The following is an 18,161-nucleotide window of genomic DNA, read 5'->3' on the forward strand; positions in this document are numbered from 1 at the left end:
CGGGTCTAGTGGGATTCGGACCCACGACAACCGGATTAAAAGTCCGGTGCGCTACCTGGCTGCGCCATAGACCCCTCACAAAAATGCTTGACGTGTATAATTTAGTCTTTTACAAAATTTTTTTCTGTTGCAGAAACTTTTAATCTGGCAATTTGTTTGAAACAATTCGGGCCCTTGTAGTATAGTCCGGTCTAGAATTCGACCCTGTCACGGTTGAGACGCGTGTTCAAATCCCGCCGAGGGCGCCATTTATCTTAAAATGATCATATTGTCTATTTCATTATGATATGATCGCTCTAAATATCGTATTTTTATATAAAATTGAGAATGATCAAGAAAAAATTTCTACTTGTTCAATTCTCTTATAATCTGTTAATTTCACTGTGAGATGATTTCTCAATATCTCACAAGAATATTAAAATTCAGGCAATTTTAGTAAAATTTGATGTCTAAAGAGAATGATGAATCTAAGATAGAAACAACAACTGTTAATGATTTAACATCTGATAAGATATCTGCAGAAGAAACTGCAAAATCTAAATCTAAAGTAAAAGAAACAGCTCAGACAGCAGAAGGAACTAAAACAGCTGATGAATCTAAAATAGCAGCTCAAGCAGCAGCAAAGGCAGCAGCCGCAGCCAAAGCAGCCGCAGAAGCAGAAAAAGCTGCAAAAGAAGCAATTGCAAAAGCAGAGGCAGCTAAAGCTGCAGCTGAAGCAGCCGCAGAAGAAGAATACAAAGCAATTGCAGCTGAAGTAAAAGCAACAACAGCAAAAGCTCCAACATTTACTAATCAACGAAAAAGCGAAGAAATTTTTAGAAGAGAAATGGGAGAGCCTGAATTTTTCTTAGCAAAAAAAGATCGATTTCCAAGACCGATTCTTTCATCTGAAGAACAAGATGAACTCACAAGAAAAGTTGAGATTCCAACAGATAACACACCAAAATACATTCCACAACATGTACTAAGTCCAGAGTTTGGTGGAATGTCTAATTATGAATCAGGAGTAGGAAATTTCTTGGAAGAAACCAAACAAAAACTTAAGAAATTAAAAAATGATCCAAACTCATCTCAAAAAGATATAATTGCAACACAACAAGAACTTGCATATTTAGAATCAATTTATGAGAATTATTATGTTGGTATGAATGTTTTCCGTACTGCAAAAGGTGGAAGGAACAAACTAAGAGAATAAATGGTGATGAATTGAGCGAAATTAATTTTGATATTATTAATGCAAGAGTAACTTTCAAAAATGTACCGCTTCACTCCTTAGCACGATTTAGATTTAATGATCTTAAAGTTGCATGTGAAACTTTCAAGAAAATTCCAGGTGTTGCAGAATGTATAATAATTCAAACTGCTAGTCGAGTTGAAATCTTTACCGTAAGTAATTTGGAAACAGGAGATACTCCAGACGGAAGAAGAGTTGAAGGAAAGGGACTAGTTTTAAATCAAATTAAAGAAACATGGGAGTCTCTATCTGAACTTGAGCAAATTGATATTGATCATTTTGATCAAACACTTGAAGTTTACAAAGGCACAGATGTCTATCTCAATCTGTTGAGGCTGGCTTGTGGTTTGGAATCAGTAGTCATTGGTAAAGAAGAAATATTGAATGAAATTAAAGCTGCGCTTTCACATGCAAAGGAAATTAACGTCTCAGGAGATATTTTGAATAAATTATTTGAAAATATTATTCGTATTGCGTCAAGAATTAGAGAAACTACTGGCATTAGTAAAAATGTCATATCTTTAGGTGATGTTTCTGTGAAGATTGTAGATGAAAAAGCAGGCTTGGATGCTAAGAAACGTATTCTTCTAATTGGTACAGGCGAATCTGCTGCTAGAGTCGCTAAAACTCTAAATAAAAAAGGATTTGCATTTGATGTTACAAGTAAAACAATTGAACGTTCAACTGGATTTTCTAAAATTTTGGGGGGTAAACCAATTGCATTTGAAGAAGTTTTAGCAGGATTTGATAAATATGATATAGTTTTTGTTGCAACTACTGCTGATTATTTCTTAATTACTTTTGATAGACTAAAATTAGTAATGGAAGAAAAAAAGAAAGGAACACTGATTTTAGATTTATCCGATCCAAGAACAGTTGATGAAGGAATAACTGCATTACCTGGAATTAAATTACTATTTAGAGATCAAATTGCTGAAATATATGAAGAAAATGTGAAATCTCGAATTGGAATGATTCCTGCCGTAGAAAAAATTATTGAAAAAGAAATACCAATTCTAGAAGCAACAATGAAACACATTACTGCATAATCTTAATTCATTTAATGGACAATTAATAATTGCTAATCTGTACTATTATTTTTTTCTAAGGATAAATTGCATTAAGGCTTCTTTTGAATAATCTATTCCATGTATGTCTTCAGTATGTTTTCCGAATTCTTCTATTACTTGTTCTATTTCACCTTCTGATACAAATTCACACTCAAAACCATAATCACTGCATTTTAGTTTAGCCATGTCCTGAGTCTATTAACTCGATATAAATATCAAAAGAAAATTTTTGTTCATAAAACTACGGATCTATTAATTTTGCTATAATTGCCACAAATCGATGATATTATTTTTATATGGATATTTGATCTCTTGCCATTCTCATATAACATCTAAGTTGGACAGAAATACATTTATCCAAAGTAACAAAAATTATTCTGTATGGTAGTAGAACATAAAGCTAAGATTACTTACATGCAATTACTTAAAGAAGATCTAGTTGTTATTCGTCTAGTTCCGAATGATGGAATGCCAAAATACACTACAGGCCAATTTCTAACTATCGGGCTTCCAATACCATCAGAACAAAAGGTTGTTCGAAGAGCATACTCTATTGCATCCCATCCTGAAAATCGAGATTATTTTGAATTTGTAATTAGATGGGTAAGAAAACCACTTCCAGGTCGTGTTACTACTGAACTATTTTATGCCAATGTTGGTGATGAAGTATATTTGGGTGAACCTACAGGTAATGCTTTACTAATTGATGATAAATTACCAAATGGTCAACCTGATAATAGAAGAATTGTTTGTGTAGGTGGTGGAACTGGTCTAGCACCATTCATTGCTTTTGCTAAACATCTACATGATACTGGAGATAAACGTGAGATAATTGTTTTACATGGTGCAAGTTATGTTGATGAGCTAAGCTACAAAGAATTACTAACAAATTATGAAAATGAAAGTATTGAAAGAGGAAAAGATCAATGGAATTTTAGGTATAGAGCAGCAATTAGCAGACCTAAAGAATTTTTCAATAGATCATGGGCAGGTCATGTTGGAAGAGTAGAATCCTTTTTCAAACCAAATAAAAATGGTGTTTCACCATTAGAAGAAATGGTTGGAGAAGAAATTACAACTACAAATACCAAAGTCTACATTTGTGGTTATCAAGGTACAATTGATGGGGTTATTGAATACTTGGGACCAAAAGGATTTGTAACAAAGGAAGAAAAACGTAAAGATGGAAGTTATGAAATAAAGTATGAATCATACGGATAAAAAATTATAATTTTTTAATGTTAATTTATTTAATTTTCATGATATAGATTTTACATTTTTAATTTATTATATATTTAGAAAATCTTATTTTTTAATTTGTAAAATAACATCATCAATAATTTTTTGATTTGCTGCTGCAATAAATGATATTCTTGTTTTGTAACTAAGATCTGCATCAAGTGGATTCAAATTAGCATCCAAAAGTAAACCTCCTGCTTCCTTTATTATTATGTATCCTGCTGCAATGTCTTGAATCCTTATCTTATTTCTTAAGTCAATAAAAACATCCATTAATCCTCTTGCAAAAAACGCCATTTCTAATGCATTTGCTCCAAAATGTCTAATGTGATTATGCTTCTCAAATATCGGTTGTAATTGTTCCATCAAATCAGACGATGCTCCAGAAGTGTTTATTCCAATAATTTTGTAAATTGGGTCTTTATCATGAACCTTGATTTTTAATCCATTCATAAATGCGCCCTTATCTTTAGATGCCCAATACATATCTCCATTTGATAGATTTGTTATTACTCCATCTGTAATGGAACTTAACCTATCTTCGGTTGCAAATGCTAACGAACTACAAAAAAATGGAACTCCCCTTACAGCATTAGCAGAGCCATCAATTGCATCCATAATGATAAACCCTTTAGGATTATCGGATAGTTCTACTCTACCACATTCTTCTCCTAATACAATACAGTCAAATTTAATTTCTTTAAGATAATCTAATACTGTTTTTTCAGCAATAATGTCAATATTACGTGAAATATCTCCTCCTGCACCAATCCCAAAATCTCCTGCGGCGTTATCTGTCCCTGCTAAATCTTTAACGTTTTCATAAATCATTTTTGAAACATTGCGAAGAATTTCAATTACTTCCATTATCCTCTTTTTCTTTTCTCGTAATTTAAGTGAAAGAAATTTTTAGTTTTGAAAGCATAAATAACAATAAAGTAGCTTAACGAGTGTGAGTGGAAAGGATCAATCTGTTGTAAGTAAAGAATCTTTGATGAGTACAAAGCCTGGAAAACAAATCATGAAACAAGGATTATTCAAATCAAAAGGTTACAAGCTATTTACTCAATATAAAGAAGAAACAGAAAATGAATTTCCAAATTTTGCAGATAGGTTTGCCAGAGATCTATTACATGAAATTAAATCAGATCTTTCTCCAAACATAACACAACAAGCATTTGGAAATGAAGTTGGTTCTACAGAAATCATTCTTCAATCATCAGAAATTAATGCTATAAAAACAAAATTAGAAAATCCTGATATAATTAAAGATCGAGTTCTTCGTATCTTAAATTCCAATTTTGTAAAAATGACTTTTCCAGTATTTAATGCCTTATTTGATGGATCTTCTAATTATACTGGAACAAATGATCCTCAATTACGACAAGATATCGTAGAAGGTCATATCTTGGCTATTGATCTAAGTGAACCAATGGATAGAATTGTAGACAAAGATGAAGATTTAGAATATTTAGATGATTACAAACTGATGAATCCATATATTTTAAAATTAGCTCGAAATAAAATTTCTAAAGGCGGTGATCAAGTTCTAAAAGAATTTGAGGTAGGTTTCAAAGATGCCAGGATTGGCCAATATCTTGATGAGAAATTAAAATCAAAACCAACCATGATTACAGAAGAGGAGATGACTTTATCATATAAAAAATATCGTGCAGTTATGGGTACAGCTGGAAGAAATATGGCCCTAGCTGAAAGACCTCTTGGTGAAATTTTCTATCTTGGAATGGCAAGAGCTGCTGAAGGTGTTGGATGTGGAAATGAAATTGAAGACTCGATCAAAAATGGATTTGTAAAAATTCCTTCTTGGCCATTATATTATACATTATTATCTAATGATGTTAAAACTGGATTCGAATTAACCTTGGAAAAAAGCAATTTGTATCTCCAAGATGCCCGATTAGCACTCAAATTACTACCTAAAGAATTTTCTCATACTGAATTTTTAGAATTTTTGTTTTTGACTGTTGAACATTATAATCAATATTGGTATAACCAATTACAAAAAGCAAACAAATGGTCAGAATTTGAATCTAAACTCCCTAAGTGATTAAATTGATGTGGTCTGAAAAATATAGACCTCAGAATATTTCTGATATGATTGGTAATGAAGAATCAAGATCTTCTATAATTGAGTGGTTCACTAAATGGAAAAAAGGTACAAAACCTCTTTTGCTAGTTGGCCCTCCCGGAATTGGCAAGACAACTATTGCATATCTTACAGCAAAACAATTTCAGTATGATATGGTTGGATTGAATGCAAGTGATGTAAGAAGTAAATCTAGAATTAACGAAATACTTTCGCCTGTACTTGGCAATGTCAGCATATTGGGCTTACCTATGATCTTCATTGATGAGGTTGATGGTATTCATGGACGAGGTGATTATGGTGGAGCAGAAGCATTAATTGAAATTTTAAAGGAACCCACTATACCAATAATATTGGCTGCAAATTCTGATACTTCTGATAAAATGAAAAGTATCAAAAAAGTTGTTAAAACTATATCTTTTAAACCCATTCCCCCACGTCTTTTGAAAATTTACCTTGAAAATATTTTAAAAAAAGAAAATGTAACTCTTAGTCCTGGTTCTATAATAAAAGTAATTGATAGATCCCGAGGTGATGTTCGTTCTATGATTAATTTAACACAATCTCTAGTAACTGGGTTTAATCCTCAAACTGAAAAATCGTTTGAAAGTATTAATGTCGAAGATGGAATTAACGCATTTTTTAAAGCAAATTCATTTGATGAAGCTAGGGGCGTTTTGTATTCTATGCAAATTGATCCAAGATTAAAAATAGATGCATTTTACTCAAGTATTGTTACAAGTAATTTAGATAACCAAACGCTTGCAAAACTATTAGAAATTATTTCTGAAGCCGATATTCTTTATGGAAAAATTATGAAAACTCAAAATTGGAGATTATTACGTTATTTAAATGAAATTTTGATTCGATTATATTTAAATGATGAACGAATTAGATATTCGCAATACAATCTTTCATGGCCCCTTCTAAATCGGATTAGATGGGATGGAAAAAAAATTAAGTCTTTATCTTCTGTCATGGCAAAAACATTACATCTTTCTTCTAGTGCTTTTGTTACAATATGTTTGCCATACATATTATTTTGTATAAAAAATAAAAAACTAAGTTTAGACTTAGAAGAAACTTTTGGTGATGTAATAGAAAAGGAGATTGAATTAATCAAATGAGTTGGAGAAAAATACCTATGAAGTTTCCTGGTACATGTGTTGTCTGTAACGAAAAAATCGAAGTAAACGAAATTGGATTGTGGGCAAAAGGACTAGGTGTAAAACATGAAAAGTGTGCTCAAATTAATGAACTAAAATGTATTGTTTGTAGCGGTTCCGCTGGTTGCTTACAATGCGAATTTCAAGATATTTGTGATATTCAAAAGGTATCACAGCTATGTATTTGCAAAAAATGCAGTGAAGAGAAAAATTCTTTCGATTCTTATCAAAAATCTGTAAAAAAGAAATTTTTACTCTTAAATCTGAATTTATAAATTATGTTTAGTTTAAAATCCACCGATCTGATATTCTCTTACAAATACTAAATGTTAGATATAAAACCGAAAAATAAAACTAAATTAATATAGTAAGATTTCTTTTCATCTATATCAGATGCACTTTGAAAAAATCGATGAATATTCTAAGATAAATAAAATATCGTTACAAGGTGGAGGACAGGATAAAATCAAAGATCAACATGATAAAGGAAAATTAACCGCCAGAGATAGAATTAATCTCTTATTAGATGTAGGTACTTTTACTGAGATTGATCCACTTGTAACTCATCATTATTATGAATATGACATGCAAAACAAAAAATTCTTCACTGACGGAGTTGTTGGCGGTTATGGAACAGTAAATGGTAGACAAATCTTTGTCTTTGCTTATGATTTCACTGTACTTGGTGGTACATTGAGTCAAATGGGGGCTAAAAAAATTACCAAATTAATGGATCATGCAACCACTACTGGTTGTCCAATAATTGGTATAATGGATTCAGGAGGAGCAAGAATTCAAGAAGGTATTATGAGTCTTGATGGATTTGCTGATATTTTTTATCATAATCAATTAGCTTCTGGAGTTATTCCACAAATTACTGCAAGTATTGGTCCCTCTGCAGGCGGATCTGTTTATTCTCCAGCAATGACTGATTTTGTTATTATGGTTGACAAAGTAGGAACAATGTTTGTTACTGGACCTGATGTGGTAAAGACTGTCCTTGGTGAAGAAATCTCATTTGATGATTTAGGTGGTGCAATGACACATGGAGTAAAAAGTGGGGTAGCTCATTTTGTTGCAAAGAATGAATACGAATGCATGGATTATATAAAAAAATTGATCTCTTATCTACCACAAAATAATACTGAAGAACCACCAAAAATAAAAACTGATGATGATCCAAATAGGCTTGATCACAATTTAATCCATATCATTCCCGATAATCCCTTACAACCATATGATATGAAAGAAATCATTAACTCTGTTGTTGACAATCACGAATTTTTTGAAATTCATGAATTATTTGCACCAAATGTTGTTGTTGGTTATGGTAGACTAAATGGTAAAGTTGTTGGTATTGTTGCTAATCAACCAATGCATCTTGCAGGTGCACTTGATATTGATTCATCAAACAAAGCAGCTAGATTCATTCGATTTTGTGATGCGTTCAATATTCCAATAATCACATTTGTTGATACCCCTGGTTATATGCCAGGTTCTAATCAAGAGCATAATGGTATCATCAGACATGGTAGTAAACTTCTTTATGCTTACTGTGAGGCCACAGTTCCAAGAATCACTCTCGTAATTGGAAAAGCATATGGTGGTGCCTACATAGCTATGGGAAGTAAAAATCTAAGAACCGATGTAAATTATGCATGGCCAACTGCACGATGCGCCGTCTTGGGAGGCGAAGCGGCTGTTAAAATTATGTATAGAAAAGAACTATCAAGTGCTAAAGATCCTGAATCACTCAAAAAACAACTAATCCAAGAATTCTCAGAAAAATTTGAAAATCCATATGTTGCTGCGTCACATGGTACCATTGATAATGTAATTGATCCAGCTGAAACTCGCCCAATGTTGATTAAAGCATTAGAAATGCTTGCAAACAAAAGAGCAAAACATCTTCCGAGAAAACATGGAAATATCAATTTGTGATTAATATGATTGAAAAAGTTCTAATCGCTAATAGAGGAGAAATCGCTTTACGTGTAATCAAGACATGTAAAGCATTGGGAATCAAAACAGTTGCTGTATATTCTGATGAGGATTACAATTCTTTACATGTTAAGCAAGCTACAGAAGCATATCATATTGGTGAAGCTGCACCATCAAAATCTTATCTAAATCAGGAAAAAATTATTGAGACAATTTTATCTTCTGGAGCGGATGCAATACATCCTGGCTATGGTTTTCTTTCGGAAAATTCTGATTTTGCAAGTAAATGTGAAAAAAATAAAATTAATTTTATTGGACCGTCTGCTGCATCAATGGATCTTTGTGGTGATAAGATGCAATGTAAAGCAGCAATGCTAAAGGCAAAAGTTCCAACTGTTCCAGGAAGTCCAGGTCTTGTTAAAGATGTTGAAGAAGCATTAAAAATTGCTAATGACATTTCATATCCTGTATTACTAAAATCTGTTTTTGGTGGTGGCGGTCGTGGCATTAGATTAGTAAATAATGATAAAGAATTACAAGAAGGTTTTGAAACAGTTACTAGCGAATCTATCTCTGCAGTAGGAAAATCTGCAATCATTGTTGAAAAATTTCTTCAAAAAACTAGACATATTGAATATCAAATGGCAAGAGACAAACATGGTAATGCAGTCCATATATTTGAAAGAGAATGCTCAATTCAAAGACGTAATCAAAAACTTATTGAGCAAACACCTTCCCCTGTAGTTGATCAAAAAACAAGAGATAGAATTGGTGAGCTAGTAGTTAAAGCATCTGAAGCAGTTGATTACACTAACTTAGGTACAGCTGAATTTTTACGAGCTGATAATGGAGAGTTTTATTTTATAGAAATTAATGCCAGATTGCAAGTTGAACATCCTATTTCTGAATTAGTTTCTGGATTAGATTTTGTTAAACTTCAAATAGATATTGCTAATGGTGAACCACTTCCATTCAAACAAAAAGATCTTAAAATGAATGGATATGCTATTGAATGTAGAATAAATGCTGAAGATACATTTTTAGATTTTGCTCCTTCTACAGGACCAGTTCCAGATGTCACAATTCCATCTGGTCCAAGTGTTCGATGCGATACCTATCTATACCCTGGCTGCACGGTATCTCCATTTTATGATTCTTTGATGGCTAAACTTTGTACATGGGGTCAAACATTTGAGGAGTCACGAACACGTATGCTTAACGCATTAAATGACTTTTACATTCAAGGTGTTGAAACGTCAATTCCACTTTACAAAACAATTCTAAATACTGAGGAATATAAAAGTGGAAATCTCTCCACGGATTTTTTAAATCGTTATAAAATCATTGATAGATTAAAAGAAGATTTAAAAAATGAAAAAATTGAAAAAAGTGATGCTGCATTAACAGCTGCCATAGTTTATTCTGAATATTATAAAAGTAGAGTAGAAAATTCTACTAGCAACAATTCTAATTGGAAAAATAAATTGAGTTGATACTAAATGGATTATAAAATAAAAGATATCGAAAAAACATTTGACGGTGAAATTATTGGGAATCTTGGTAATAATGAATATGAGATTAAAATTAATGATAATAAACATCAAATAAAAATTCTAAAAATGGATTCCAAAGGAATTGAATTTGTATTAGATCAAAAATACCACAGAGCAAAATATCTGGAGAATTCAACAAATGAAATGAATCTCATTATTGACAATGTGCCAATTACAATTAATATGCACACTGATCTTGATAAAATTGTATTCAAACATTCAGGAGGAAGTGGAACTTCTGATTCTCAATTAACATTGAAGAGTCAAATTCCTGGAAAGGTTGTTTCTATTGCTGTTAAAGAAGGTGATTCAGTAAAACAGGGAGATGTAATTTGTACATTAGAATCTATGAAAATGCAAGTTGCTATAAAATCTCACAAAAACGGTTCAATCAAATCCATTAAAGTCAAAATTGGTGGAACTGTAGCTAAAAGCGATATTGTCGCAGAAATAGAATAAAAATTTTCTGATTTAATTTAAAAATTTTTTAATTTCATCATAATTAGGTTCTTTTAATGGATCTTCTGATACCCATTTGTATCCAATTTTTCCATCTTCCATTATTATGAATACTGAACGTTTTGCAGCATTGTAATCTTTGATGTGTAGCAGATGTGGCATCAAAACATCATAATCACGAATTGTTTTACTATTGTAATCAGCCAATAATGGAAAATTAAAGTTATTTTTTTGGACAAATGCTTTATTCGCAAATGGTCCATCATTACTTATTGCAACTATCTGAGCTCCGAGATTTGAAATTTCACTCCATGAATCTCTAAAGTTACACAATTCATTTTCACAAACAGGAGAACTTGCTGCAACGATAAACGTAAGAACGATCTTTTTCCCTTTAAATTCATCAAGAGTCCTCATTTTAAGATCTATGTCTGGAAGTTCGAATTTAGGAGCAATATCTCCAACATTCAATGCCATGATCGCATTAATTGGTTATCCTATTTAGTACTTTACTCAAAAATTCATTTCTAAAATTTAAATTAAAAAAGTGCATACCTTTTTATACAAAAACTTGGGTTCAAAGCTAAATTGGTCGGGGAATTAGCTGGCAATTATAGTACTATAGTATTGATGTTCGGATTTGCTGTAGTTGCTATGGCGCCTGCACTTGTAATTTCTAGAATGATTTCTCCAAGAAAAAGAAGTAATCCTGTTAAATTTTTGCCAATGGAATGTGGACAAGTTCCATCAGGTGAGGGAAGAACTCATTTTATGATGCAGTATTATGCTTACATTTTGATGTTCGTTGTTTTTGATGTTATGGCAATTTTCTTATATGCATGGGGAAGTTCCCTTTTAGATCTACCAAAATCTGCTACTTTACCGATAATTGGTTTCTTGGGAATTATGTTTGCAGCAATGGCTTTTGCATTACATCAATCAGGGAGACGAGACATATGGTAGTTTTTTATACAAATCAAAATTACGGTAGTGGAGGATTAAATTGATTAAAGATCTAATTACACCACAAAATGCAAATGTCTTTGTTGGAAAACTAGGAGATATTTTAGAAAAAGCAATTGATAAACCGTTAGGTTATGCAATTAATTGGGGACGAATTTGGTCGCTTTGGCCTGTTCATATTGAAACAGCATGTTGCAGTGTAGAATTTGGGGCTGCATCAAGTCCAAGGTATGATGTTGAAAGATTTGGTATCATTGAAGCATTTGGTTCTCTAAGACAATGTGATCTAATTGTAGTTCAAGGAACTATAACAAGAAAAATGGCACCGCGATTACGATTAGTTTATGATCAAATGCCAGAACCAAAATATGTTATTGCGATGGGTGCATGTGCAATCACTGGTGGTTTGTATTTTGATTCATATAATGTACTTCCAGGTATTGATGGTGTTTTACCAGTAGATGTTTATGTTCCAGGTTGTCCACCTAGACCTGAAACTCTTATTCAAGGATGTATGTTATTACAAGAAAAAATTAAGAGAATGAAGGCCAGGAAGTATGTATAATGAGTTCTGATTCTGAAAATGAACAAATTGAAACTACATCTGATGAACCTGCATCTAAAGTAACTCCACCGGCCAAAGAAATTGAGTTGCCAAAATTTGAAAAAGGTATTGCAGATAAAATTGTTGAAAAATTTGGTTCTAAAACTAAAGTAGCCTTTGTAAAACCCGATAGAGTTAGAATTGATGTTGGTAGAGATGATATCAAAGAAGTGGCAGAATTTTTAAGAGATGTTCTTAACTTTGATCATGCTGAATCTGTCTCTGGTGTAGATTATCCTCAAGATAAAGAAATTGAGGTAGTTTATCATTTAGGTTCCTATACTGATCCTTCCCTTTCAAGACAAATTCTTGTATTGACTACTAGGGCACAAAGAGAAGAAAATCCAATTCCTGGAAATGATTCAACAAAACTTCCCAGTCTTAGAGAAATATTTTACAGTGTAGAATTTCATGAGCGAGAGATTTTTGAAATGTTTGGAGTTTACTTTCAAGGCCATCCAGATAATAGACGATTACTTTTACCAGAAGATTGGGCAGATTTACCACCTCTAAGAAAGGACTTTGCAATTAAAGGAAGATAGATATGAATCCCGAATTACCGCCAGGACTTGCACTCCAAAAAGTAGACGAGAGAATCATGACTCTAAATGTTGGACCCCAACACCCAGGTTCTGGTCATATGAGAATTATTGTGCAAATAGATGGTGACTTTATTGTTGCATGTGATCCAGATCCAGGGTATGTTCATCGTGGAGAAGAGAAAATGGCTGAATATAGAAATTATATCACAAATATCCCTCATTTAGAAAGACCTGTAATTCATGATTCTTGTAATGTATTGTATCCATATGTTTTAGGAGTTGAAGAAATATTAGGTATTGAAGTACCTGAACGAGCTAAATATGTTCGAGTCATTGCATCTGAGCTTAACCGTTGTATCTATACAATGTACTGGCTTGCAATTTATGGAATTTTCTTAGGACATTCTACAATGTTTATGTGGCCTGCTGGTGATCGTGAACTCTTAATTGATTTAATGGAAAAAATGACTGGTGCACGTGTTACACATGCACATTTTGTACCTGGAGGAGTTAGAAATGATTTACCACCAAACTTTGAAGATGTTTGTTTACGACAAGTAAACTATTTTGAAAAACGTATCAAAGAATATGCTGCAATATTTTATGACAATCCAATTTTAATTGCCAGAACAAAAGACACTGGTATTTTATCAAGACAAGATGCAATTAGACTTGGAACAACTGGTTCCGTACTTCGTGCAAGTGGTGTTGATTATGATCTTAGAAAGAAAGAACCATATGATGTCTATGAAGAATTAGACGTTCATACTAATGTGATGAAAGAAGGGGATTCTTATGCAAGATCTAAAGTCCCATGGCTTGATATGTTAGAAAGTTGTGCAATAATTCGTCAAGCATTACAAAAAATGCCAAAATCAGGTTCTGTTAGAGTTAAACTTAAACCAAATCCAAAAGGTAAAGGACTTGATTCTGTATACAAACGTGTAGAATCTGGTAGAGGTTCTTTAGGATGTTATATCGTATCAGATGCAAAACCTGAACCTTATCGCGTAAAGATGAGTGTTGGTTCATTTAGAAATTTGATTGCATTACCATATCTTCTCAAAGGTGAAAAACTTGGTAACATGCCATCTGTTTATTGGAGTCTTAATTACTGGCCTGTGGAGGCAGATCGATAAATGTCTGTTATTGCACCAAATTTCAAGTTTAGTGAATTTGTAAAATCTATTTTAGATAATCTATTCTGGATCTTACTTATTTTTACATTAGTTGGAATTCCTGCGGTACAAATTGTATTATTCTATATTGAAATGCCAGTTATTGATGGCAAATTACTTACACCATTTCTTGCATTAACATGGCTGGCAGATCCTTCTAGAACTCTTCCAATTCTAAAAGCATTTATGAATACTGATTTGTTTAGAATTGCAGCATTTCCGGGATTTGGTTTTGCAGCATTAATTGCAGCTGGAACTATCTTTATAGAAAGAAAAATGTTGGCAAAACTGCAACTACGTGTGGGTCCTTTCTATTGTGGTAAAGTTGAAGGAATTTTACAATTAATGGGAGATGGACTTAAGCTAATCTCAAAAGAAATTATTATTCCTGCAAAAGCAGACAAACCCATTTTCTGGGCTGCACCGGTGATATTTGTTGCAACTGCAGCTGCATTTGTTGCATTAATTCCAGTTGCACCAGGCTGGGTAGTTGCAGATGTTGATGTCGGATTGTTAGCTGTATTTGCAATCATTGGATTCTTTCCAATTATTACTATTCTATCTGCATGGTCTTCAAATAGTAAATTTCCATTCATTGGTGGAATAAGAGCATTGCATCAAATGGTGTCATTTGAAATTCCATTGATTCTCTCTTTATTGGGCGTAGTAATTCTTACTGGAACACTAAATCTTTCTGAAATAGTTGAAAGTCAGACTAACTTCCCATGGATTATTTTCTTACCAATAGGAGCAATTATTTTCTTTATTACCATATTAGCTGAATTAGAAAGAATTCCTTTTGATTTACCTGAAGCAGAAAGTGAAATTGTTGCTGGTTGGTTAACAGAATTTTCTGGAATGATCTACGGTCTTGTTCAATTAGGAACCTATCTGAAACTTTATGCATTTGCAGCTTTGTTTGTTGTTTTGTTTCTTGGTGGATGGACTGGACCAATGATATGGCCTCCATTTCCTGAAGAAATTATTACTGATGGAATAGTGATGGGTCCAATTACAGCTAAAATTCCTGGATTGCCAGTATTTTCTCAGGAGATGCTTAATGGTGTTGTATGGTTTGTAATTAAAACAGTAGGGGTGATATTTTTCATTCTATTGCCACGAGGAGTTTTCCCACGAATTAGAATTGATATGTTATTGAGTCTAGGTTGGTACAAACTAATTGGATTAGCATTCGTTAACATCTTTATAGCACTCGGATTGTTGTACGCTGGAGTCTTGGGACCTGGAGGAATATTGTAATGAATACTGCAACTGGAATTATCAAGGCATTAAATTCAGGAATTAAGCATTTAGCCATTAAACGATTTACATTACGATATCCTGAAGAGAAACTAAAATTTGTTGGAGATGGTTATCAATTTGATCCATCAACAGGTGTTGGAATTGCTGGCTATAAAGGACGTCATATGCTATTTCATGATCATTGTACTGGTTGTCAATTATGTTCCATTGCATGTGAAGGTGTAGCCGAAGCTATAGCGATGGTAAAAGTTCCAGAAGAACACAAACAAAATAAAAAAGCTATCATGCCACAAATTGATTATGGTAAATGTGTATTTTGTGGATTATGTGTTGATGCATGTCCATTTTATGCATTGTATATGACAAATGATTATGAGCTTTCTTCGTTTAGTAAAGAAGGTTTGATTTACACCCCTGCTCAACTTCAAGTAAAACCATATGTTTCTCAAGATTCATCAATACAAATTACTGATAGAGGTGCAACTCATGGCTGATGCTGTATTTCTTGCATTATCTGTAATTACAATCGGTTCTGCAATTGCTGCATTAGAAATGAGATCTTTAATTTACGGGTCAATTGCATTAATGGGAACACTTGGTGGAATTGCTGGATTCTTTTTACTTTTAGATTCGCCTTTTGTTGCAATGTTTCAATTAGCAGTTTATGTAGGTTCAATTGCTGTTTTAATTTTATTTACTGTGATGTTGGTAAAAAGAGAATTAATCTTTAAGAAAATAGAAGATAAAAGAAGAAAATTTGCTGGTATTGCATTGATGTTAATTTTCATGGTTGCATTAGGTTCTGTCATAATGGATTCAGGTATCAAATCAATAACTACTGATGAACCTGCAGTTGATTTTAGAAATATTGGTGCAGACTTTTTAACATATTATTGGCCAGCTTTGATTTTAATGGGACTGATATTAGCTGGCTCAGTTACTGGTGCACTAGTTTTAGCAAGAAGAGAGGATATTCAAAATGAGCAACGAACTGATTGATTTTGTTTTAGTTTCTATTGCCTTGTTGGGCATTGGAATTTACGGATTATCTGTTAAAAGAAATGCAATTCGAATGCTTTTTGCAGTTGAAATAATTATTAATGCTGCAAATCTTAATTTGGTAGCATTTGGACGATTCTTACCTCATAGTGGCGGTCAAACATTAGCTTTATTTTCAATTGCAATTGCTGCTGCCGAAGTTGCGGTAGGACTTTCATTAATTATAGTTGCATATCGTATGTACCAGAATATTGACATTGCAGACTTTAGGAGTTTGAAAGGATAATGGAATATGCACTTTTACAGGCAGTTTTCTTGCCATTATTATTATCTCCTGTGGCCTACATTATTGGAAGAAAACTTGGTCCTACTCCTGCAATGTGGTTTACATTTGGACTTTTGCTTTATACAACTGTACTAGTAATTTTAGCCGCACTAAGTGGTACTACGGAAGAACATTATCCATGGACAGAACAATTTGGTGAATTTGGTTTCTTGTTGGATGGTTTAGCATCGCCATTTGCTATTATAATTTACGTACTCAGTACAATCTTAGCACTTTACTCAAAACCATACATGATTCATAGATTTCATGAACAATATGAAGAAGAACAACATGAAATCACATCAACAACTAGTGGACATTCTGAAATAGTTGAATCCTCTTCTCTTTCAAACTATGTTAATGCAAAATCAGGACTTTACTTTGCACTTTATCTTGTTTTTGCAATGGGAATGCTTGGAACTGTTCTTGCTACAAATCTAATTGAATTTTATGTGTTCTTTGAGATTATGCTGATTCCTGGTTTCTTTTTGGTTGCTCTTTGGGGTGCTGGTCCTAGAAGAAAGATTGGTTTAATGTTCTTATTTTGGACACATGCAGGTGCCGTTGTTCTATTATTAGGATTTTTAATGATTGGTCTTACTATCGGAAGTTTTGATTTTGCAGATATTGATGAATCAAAAATTCCACATGATATTTTGATGCTTTCAGCTATTGCTATTTCAATTGGTCTTGGAGTCAAATTAGCAGTATTCATGTTCCATATTTGGCTCCCTTGGGTCCACGGTTCTGCACCAACTCCAATTAGTGCATTATTGTCTCCTGCTATGATTGGTATCGGTGCTTATGGTATTTTCAGATTGATTGTAGAATTTTTACCAAATACATTTGCTGAACTTTCAATTTGGTTTCACATATGGGGACTTGTTACAATGATTTACGGCGGTGCAATGGCTTTAATGCAAGACGATATCAAACGACTACTTGCATATTCTAGTATAAGTCAAATGGGTTACATTCTATTTGGAATCGGTTCAATGTCAGCACTTGGGTTATCTGGTGCTGAAATGATGTATGTTACACATGCACTTGGTAAAGGAATTCTCTTCATGATGGCTGGAATAATAATTGTTAAAGTTGGCACAAGAAATATTTCTCAACTAGGTGGTCTAGCTGGAAAGATGCCAATTACTGCTGTATGTGCAATGATTGGTGCATTGACTATCATGGGGGTTCCTCCAACTAGTGGCTTTATGGGTGAATGGACTTTATTTTTTGGAGCATTAGAAACTGCGATTGAAGAAGGATCAACTGTCCGAGCAGTTACATTTGGTTTGGGTCTAGTTGCAACTGCATTAACAATGTCATACATGCTTTGGATGCTCAAACGCGTATTCTTTGGAAAACTTCCAGAACATCTTGAGAAAGTAAAAGAAGGAAGTTGGTATATGACTGCACCAATGATGGTACTTGCAGGTTTTACTATTGTTCTAGGAATTTATCCGGACATATTCTTTAATCAAATAATTCCGTACATGAATGGAGTATTGGGGGTTTAGT

At 33.1% G+C, this 18,161-nt stretch carries 21 protein-coding genes and 2 tRNA genes; 19 read left to right on the plus strand and 4 right to left on the minus strand.

Annotated features, from left to right (window positions below):
- Window positions 1-74 (minus strand) — tRNA-Lys (locus MY1_RS01030).
- A 96-nt stretch (window positions 75-170) separates the two neighbouring features.
- Between MY1_RS01030 and MY1_RS01035 the strand changes: the two genes are divergently transcribed.
- From MY1_RS01035 to MY1_RS01045, 3 genes are all read left to right on the plus strand, one after another.
- Window positions 171-248: transfer RNA gene (locus MY1_RS01035), tRNA-Asp, on the plus strand.
- A 197-nt stretch (window positions 249-445) separates the two neighbouring features.
- Window positions 446-1,195, plus strand: coding sequence for a hypothetical protein (locus tag MY1_RS01040; RefSeq protein ID WP_007549618.1), 750 nt, complete (start codon window positions 446-448; stop codon window positions 1,193-1,195).
- A gap of 11 nt (window positions 1,196-1,206) precedes the next feature.
- Entirely contained in the window at window positions 1,207-2,283 is a 1,077-nt protein-coding gene (locus MY1_RS01045; protein ID WP_007549619.1) for a glutamyl-tRNA reductase, read from the plus strand.
- Between the two features lie 45 nt (window positions 2,284-2,328).
- On the opposite strand, the gene MY1_RS09455 is transcribed toward MY1_RS01045, so the two are convergent.
- On the minus strand, window positions 2,329-2,490 hold the full coding sequence (locus MY1_RS09455) for a DUF1059 domain-containing protein (RefSeq protein WP_007549620.1): 162 nt from the start codon (window positions 2,488-2,490) through the stop codon (window positions 2,329-2,331).
- Window positions 2,491-2,685: 195 nt separating this feature from the next.
- Between MY1_RS09455 and MY1_RS01050 the strand changes: the two genes are divergently transcribed.
- Window positions 2,686-3,525: an FAD-binding oxidoreductase gene (locus MY1_RS01050; protein WP_007549623.1), complete on the plus strand. Its 840-nt coding sequence runs from the start codon at window positions 2,686-2,688 to the stop codon at window positions 3,523-3,525.
- Window positions 3,526-3,609: 84 nt separating this feature from the next.
- Here MY1_RS01050 and MY1_RS01055 read toward each other — a convergent pair whose 3' ends face one another.
- Window positions 3,610-4,410: an inositol monophosphatase family protein gene (locus MY1_RS01055; protein ID WP_007549625.1), complete on the minus strand. Its 801-nt coding sequence runs from the start codon at window positions 4,408-4,410 to the stop codon at window positions 3,610-3,612.
- Between the two features lie 85 nt (window positions 4,411-4,495).
- Between MY1_RS01055 and MY1_RS10165 the strand changes: the two genes are divergently transcribed.
- From MY1_RS10165 to MY1_RS01085, 6 genes are all read left to right on the plus strand, one after another.
- Entirely contained in the window at window positions 4,496-5,611 is a 1,116-nt protein-coding gene (locus MY1_RS10165; protein WP_007549627.1) for a hypothetical protein, read from the plus strand.
- An 8-nt stretch (window positions 5,612-5,619) separates the two neighbouring features.
- Entirely contained in the window at window positions 5,620-6,777 is a 1,158-nt protein-coding gene (locus MY1_RS01065) for an AAA family ATPase (RefSeq protein WP_007549628.1), read from the plus strand.
- Between the two features lie 17 nt (window positions 6,778-6,794).
- On the plus strand, window positions 6,795-7,091 hold the full coding sequence (locus MY1_RS01070; protein WP_007549629.1) for a hypothetical protein: 297 nt from the start codon (window positions 6,795-6,797) through the stop codon (window positions 7,089-7,091).
- Between the two features lie 118 nt (window positions 7,092-7,209).
- On the plus strand, window positions 7,210-8,757 hold the full coding sequence (locus MY1_RS01075; protein ID WP_007549630.1) for an acyl-CoA carboxylase subunit beta: 1,548 nt from the start codon (window positions 7,210-7,212) through the stop codon (window positions 8,755-8,757).
- Between the two features lie 5 nt (window positions 8,758-8,762).
- Entirely contained in the window at window positions 8,763-10,250 is a 1,488-nt protein-coding gene (locus tag MY1_RS01080) for an acetyl-CoA carboxylase biotin carboxylase subunit (protein WP_007549631.1), read from the plus strand.
- Between the two features lie 6 nt (window positions 10,251-10,256).
- Entirely contained in the window at window positions 10,257-10,769 is a 513-nt protein-coding gene (locus MY1_RS01085; RefSeq protein ID WP_007549632.1) for an acyl-CoA carboxylase biotin carboxyl carrier protein subunit, read from the plus strand.
- 12 nt (window positions 10,770-10,781) lie between these two features.
- On the opposite strand, the gene MY1_RS01090 is transcribed toward MY1_RS01085, so the two are convergent.
- Window positions 10,782-11,246, minus strand: a complete 465-nt coding sequence (locus MY1_RS01090) for a redoxin domain-containing protein (RefSeq protein WP_007549633.1) — start codon at window positions 11,244-11,246, stop codon at window positions 10,782-10,784.
- 153 nt (window positions 11,247-11,399) lie between these two features.
- On the opposite strand from MY1_RS01090, the gene MY1_RS01095 reads away from it, so the two are divergent.
- Genes MY1_RS01095 through MY1_RS01135 form a run of 9 tightly spaced genes read left to right on the plus strand, consistent with a single transcriptional unit; the run spans window position 11,400 to window position 18,160 of the window.
- Complete coding sequence (locus MY1_RS01095; protein ID WP_048110249.1) at window positions 11,400-11,732, plus strand: NADH-quinone oxidoreductase subunit A; 333 nt, start codon at window positions 11,400-11,402, stop codon at window positions 11,730-11,732.
- 40 nt (window positions 11,733-11,772) lie between these two features.
- The gene (locus MY1_RS01100) at window positions 11,773-12,297 is read left to right on the plus strand and encodes an NADH-quinone oxidoreductase subunit B (RefSeq protein WP_007402311.1); all 525 of its coding nucleotides are present in this window, start codon (window positions 11,773-11,775) and stop codon (window positions 12,295-12,297) included.
- Entirely contained in the window at window positions 12,297-12,878 is a 582-nt protein-coding gene (locus MY1_RS01105; protein WP_007549635.1) for an NADH-quinone oxidoreductase subunit C, read from the plus strand. The genes MY1_RS01100 and MY1_RS01105 overlap by 1 nt, the downstream gene beginning before the upstream one ends.
- A 2-nt stretch (window positions 12,879-12,880) precedes the next feature.
- Entirely contained in the window at window positions 12,881-14,017 is a 1,137-nt protein-coding gene (locus MY1_RS01110) for an NADH-quinone oxidoreductase subunit D (RefSeq protein ID WP_007549637.1), read from the plus strand.
- A complete protein-coding gene (gene nuoH / locus MY1_RS01115; protein WP_007549639.1) occupies window positions 14,018-15,316 on the plus strand; it encodes an NADH-quinone oxidoreductase subunit NuoH in 1,299 nt (432 codons plus the stop codon).
- Entirely contained in the window at window positions 15,316-15,813 is a 498-nt protein-coding gene (locus tag MY1_RS01120; protein ID WP_007549640.1) for an NADH-quinone oxidoreductase subunit I, read from the plus strand. Before nuoH ends, MY1_RS01120 begins: the two co-directional genes overlap by 1 nt.
- Window positions 15,806-16,318, plus strand: coding sequence for an NADH-quinone oxidoreductase subunit J family protein (locus MY1_RS01125; protein ID WP_007549641.1), 513 nt, complete (start codon window positions 15,806-15,808; stop codon window positions 16,316-16,318). The genes MY1_RS01120 and MY1_RS01125 overlap by 8 nt, the downstream gene beginning before the upstream one ends.
- Window positions 16,299-16,604 (plus strand): NADH-quinone oxidoreductase subunit NuoK, encoded by a 306-nt coding sequence (nuoK, locus tag MY1_RS01130; protein ID WP_048109341.1) that lies wholly within the window; start codon window positions 16,299-16,301, stop codon window positions 16,602-16,604. The genes MY1_RS01125 and nuoK overlap by 20 nt, the downstream gene beginning before the upstream one ends.
- Window positions 16,604-18,160 carry a complex I subunit 4 family protein gene (locus tag MY1_RS01135; RefSeq protein ID WP_007549643.1) on the plus strand — a complete coding sequence of 519 codons (1,557 nt, stop codon included), beginning with the start codon at window positions 16,604-16,606 and terminating at the stop codon, window positions 18,158-18,160. The genes nuoK and MY1_RS01135 overlap by 1 nt, the downstream gene beginning before the upstream one ends.
- Window position 18,161: the final 1 nt, after the last annotated feature.

It is taken from the genome of Nitrosarchaeum koreense MY1 (genome assembly GCF_000220175.1).
GTDB classification, from domain to species: Archaea; Thermoproteota; Nitrososphaeria; order Nitrososphaerales; family Nitrosopumilaceae; genus Nitrosarchaeum; species Nitrosarchaeum koreense.

Coding starts and splice junctions, on each gene's coding strand:
- MY1_RS01065 (WP_007549628.1), top strand. CDS start 5,620: ATGTGGTCTGAAAAATATAGACCTCAGAATATTTCTGATATGATTGGT.
- MY1_RS01110 (WP_007549637.1), top strand. CDS start 12,881: ATGAATCCCGAATTACCGCCAGGACTTGCACTCCAAAAAGTAGACGAG.
- MY1_RS01055 (WP_007549625.1), bottom strand. CDS start 4,410: ATGGAAGTAATTGAAATTCTTCGCAATGTTTCAAAAATGATTTATGAA.
- MY1_RS01135 (WP_007549643.1), top strand. CDS start 16,604: ATGGAATATGCACTTTTACAGGCAGTTTTCTTGCCATTATTATTATCT.
- nuoK (WP_048109341.1), top strand. CDS start 16,299: ATGAGCAACGAACTGATTGATTTTGTTTTAGTTTCTATTGCCTTGTTG.
- MY1_RS01070 (WP_007549629.1), top strand. CDS start 6,795: ATGAAGTTTCCTGGTACATGTGTTGTCTGTAACGAAAAAATCGAAGTA.
- MY1_RS01090 (WP_007549633.1), bottom strand. CDS start 11,246: ATGGCATTGAATGTTGGAGATATTGCTCCTAAATTCGAACTTCCAGAC.
- MY1_RS01095 (WP_048110249.1), top strand. CDS start 11,400: ATGTTCGGATTTGCTGTAGTTGCTATGGCGCCTGCACTTGTAATTTCT.
- MY1_RS01120 (WP_007549640.1), top strand. CDS start 15,316: ATGAATACTGCAACTGGAATTATCAAGGCATTAAATTCAGGAATTAAG.
- MY1_RS01040 (WP_007549618.1), top strand. CDS start 446: ATGTCTAAAGAGAATGATGAATCTAAGATAGAAACAACAACTGTTAAT.
- MY1_RS09455 (WP_007549620.1), bottom strand. CDS start 2,490: ATGGCTAAACTAAAATGCAGTGATTATGGTTTTGAGTGTGAATTTGTA.
- MY1_RS01080 (WP_007549631.1), top strand. CDS start 8,763: ATGATTGAAAAAGTTCTAATCGCTAATAGAGGAGAAATCGCTTTACGT.
- MY1_RS01075 (WP_007549630.1), top strand. CDS start 7,210: ATGCACTTTGAAAAAATCGATGAATATTCTAAGATAAATAAAATATCG.
- MY1_RS01105 (WP_007549635.1), top strand. CDS start 12,297: ATGAGTTCTGATTCTGAAAATGAACAAATTGAAACTACATCTGATGAA.
- MY1_RS01050 (WP_007549623.1), top strand. CDS start 2,686: ATGGTAGTAGAACATAAAGCTAAGATTACTTACATGCAATTACTTAAA.
- MY1_RS01125 (WP_007549641.1), top strand. CDS start 15,806: ATGGCTGATGCTGTATTTCTTGCATTATCTGTAATTACAATCGGTTCT.
- nuoH (WP_007549639.1), top strand. CDS start 14,018: ATGTCTGTTATTGCACCAAATTTCAAGTTTAGTGAATTTGTAAAATCT.
- MY1_RS01085 (WP_007549632.1), top strand. CDS start 10,257: ATGGATTATAAAATAAAAGATATCGAAAAAACATTTGACGGTGAAATT.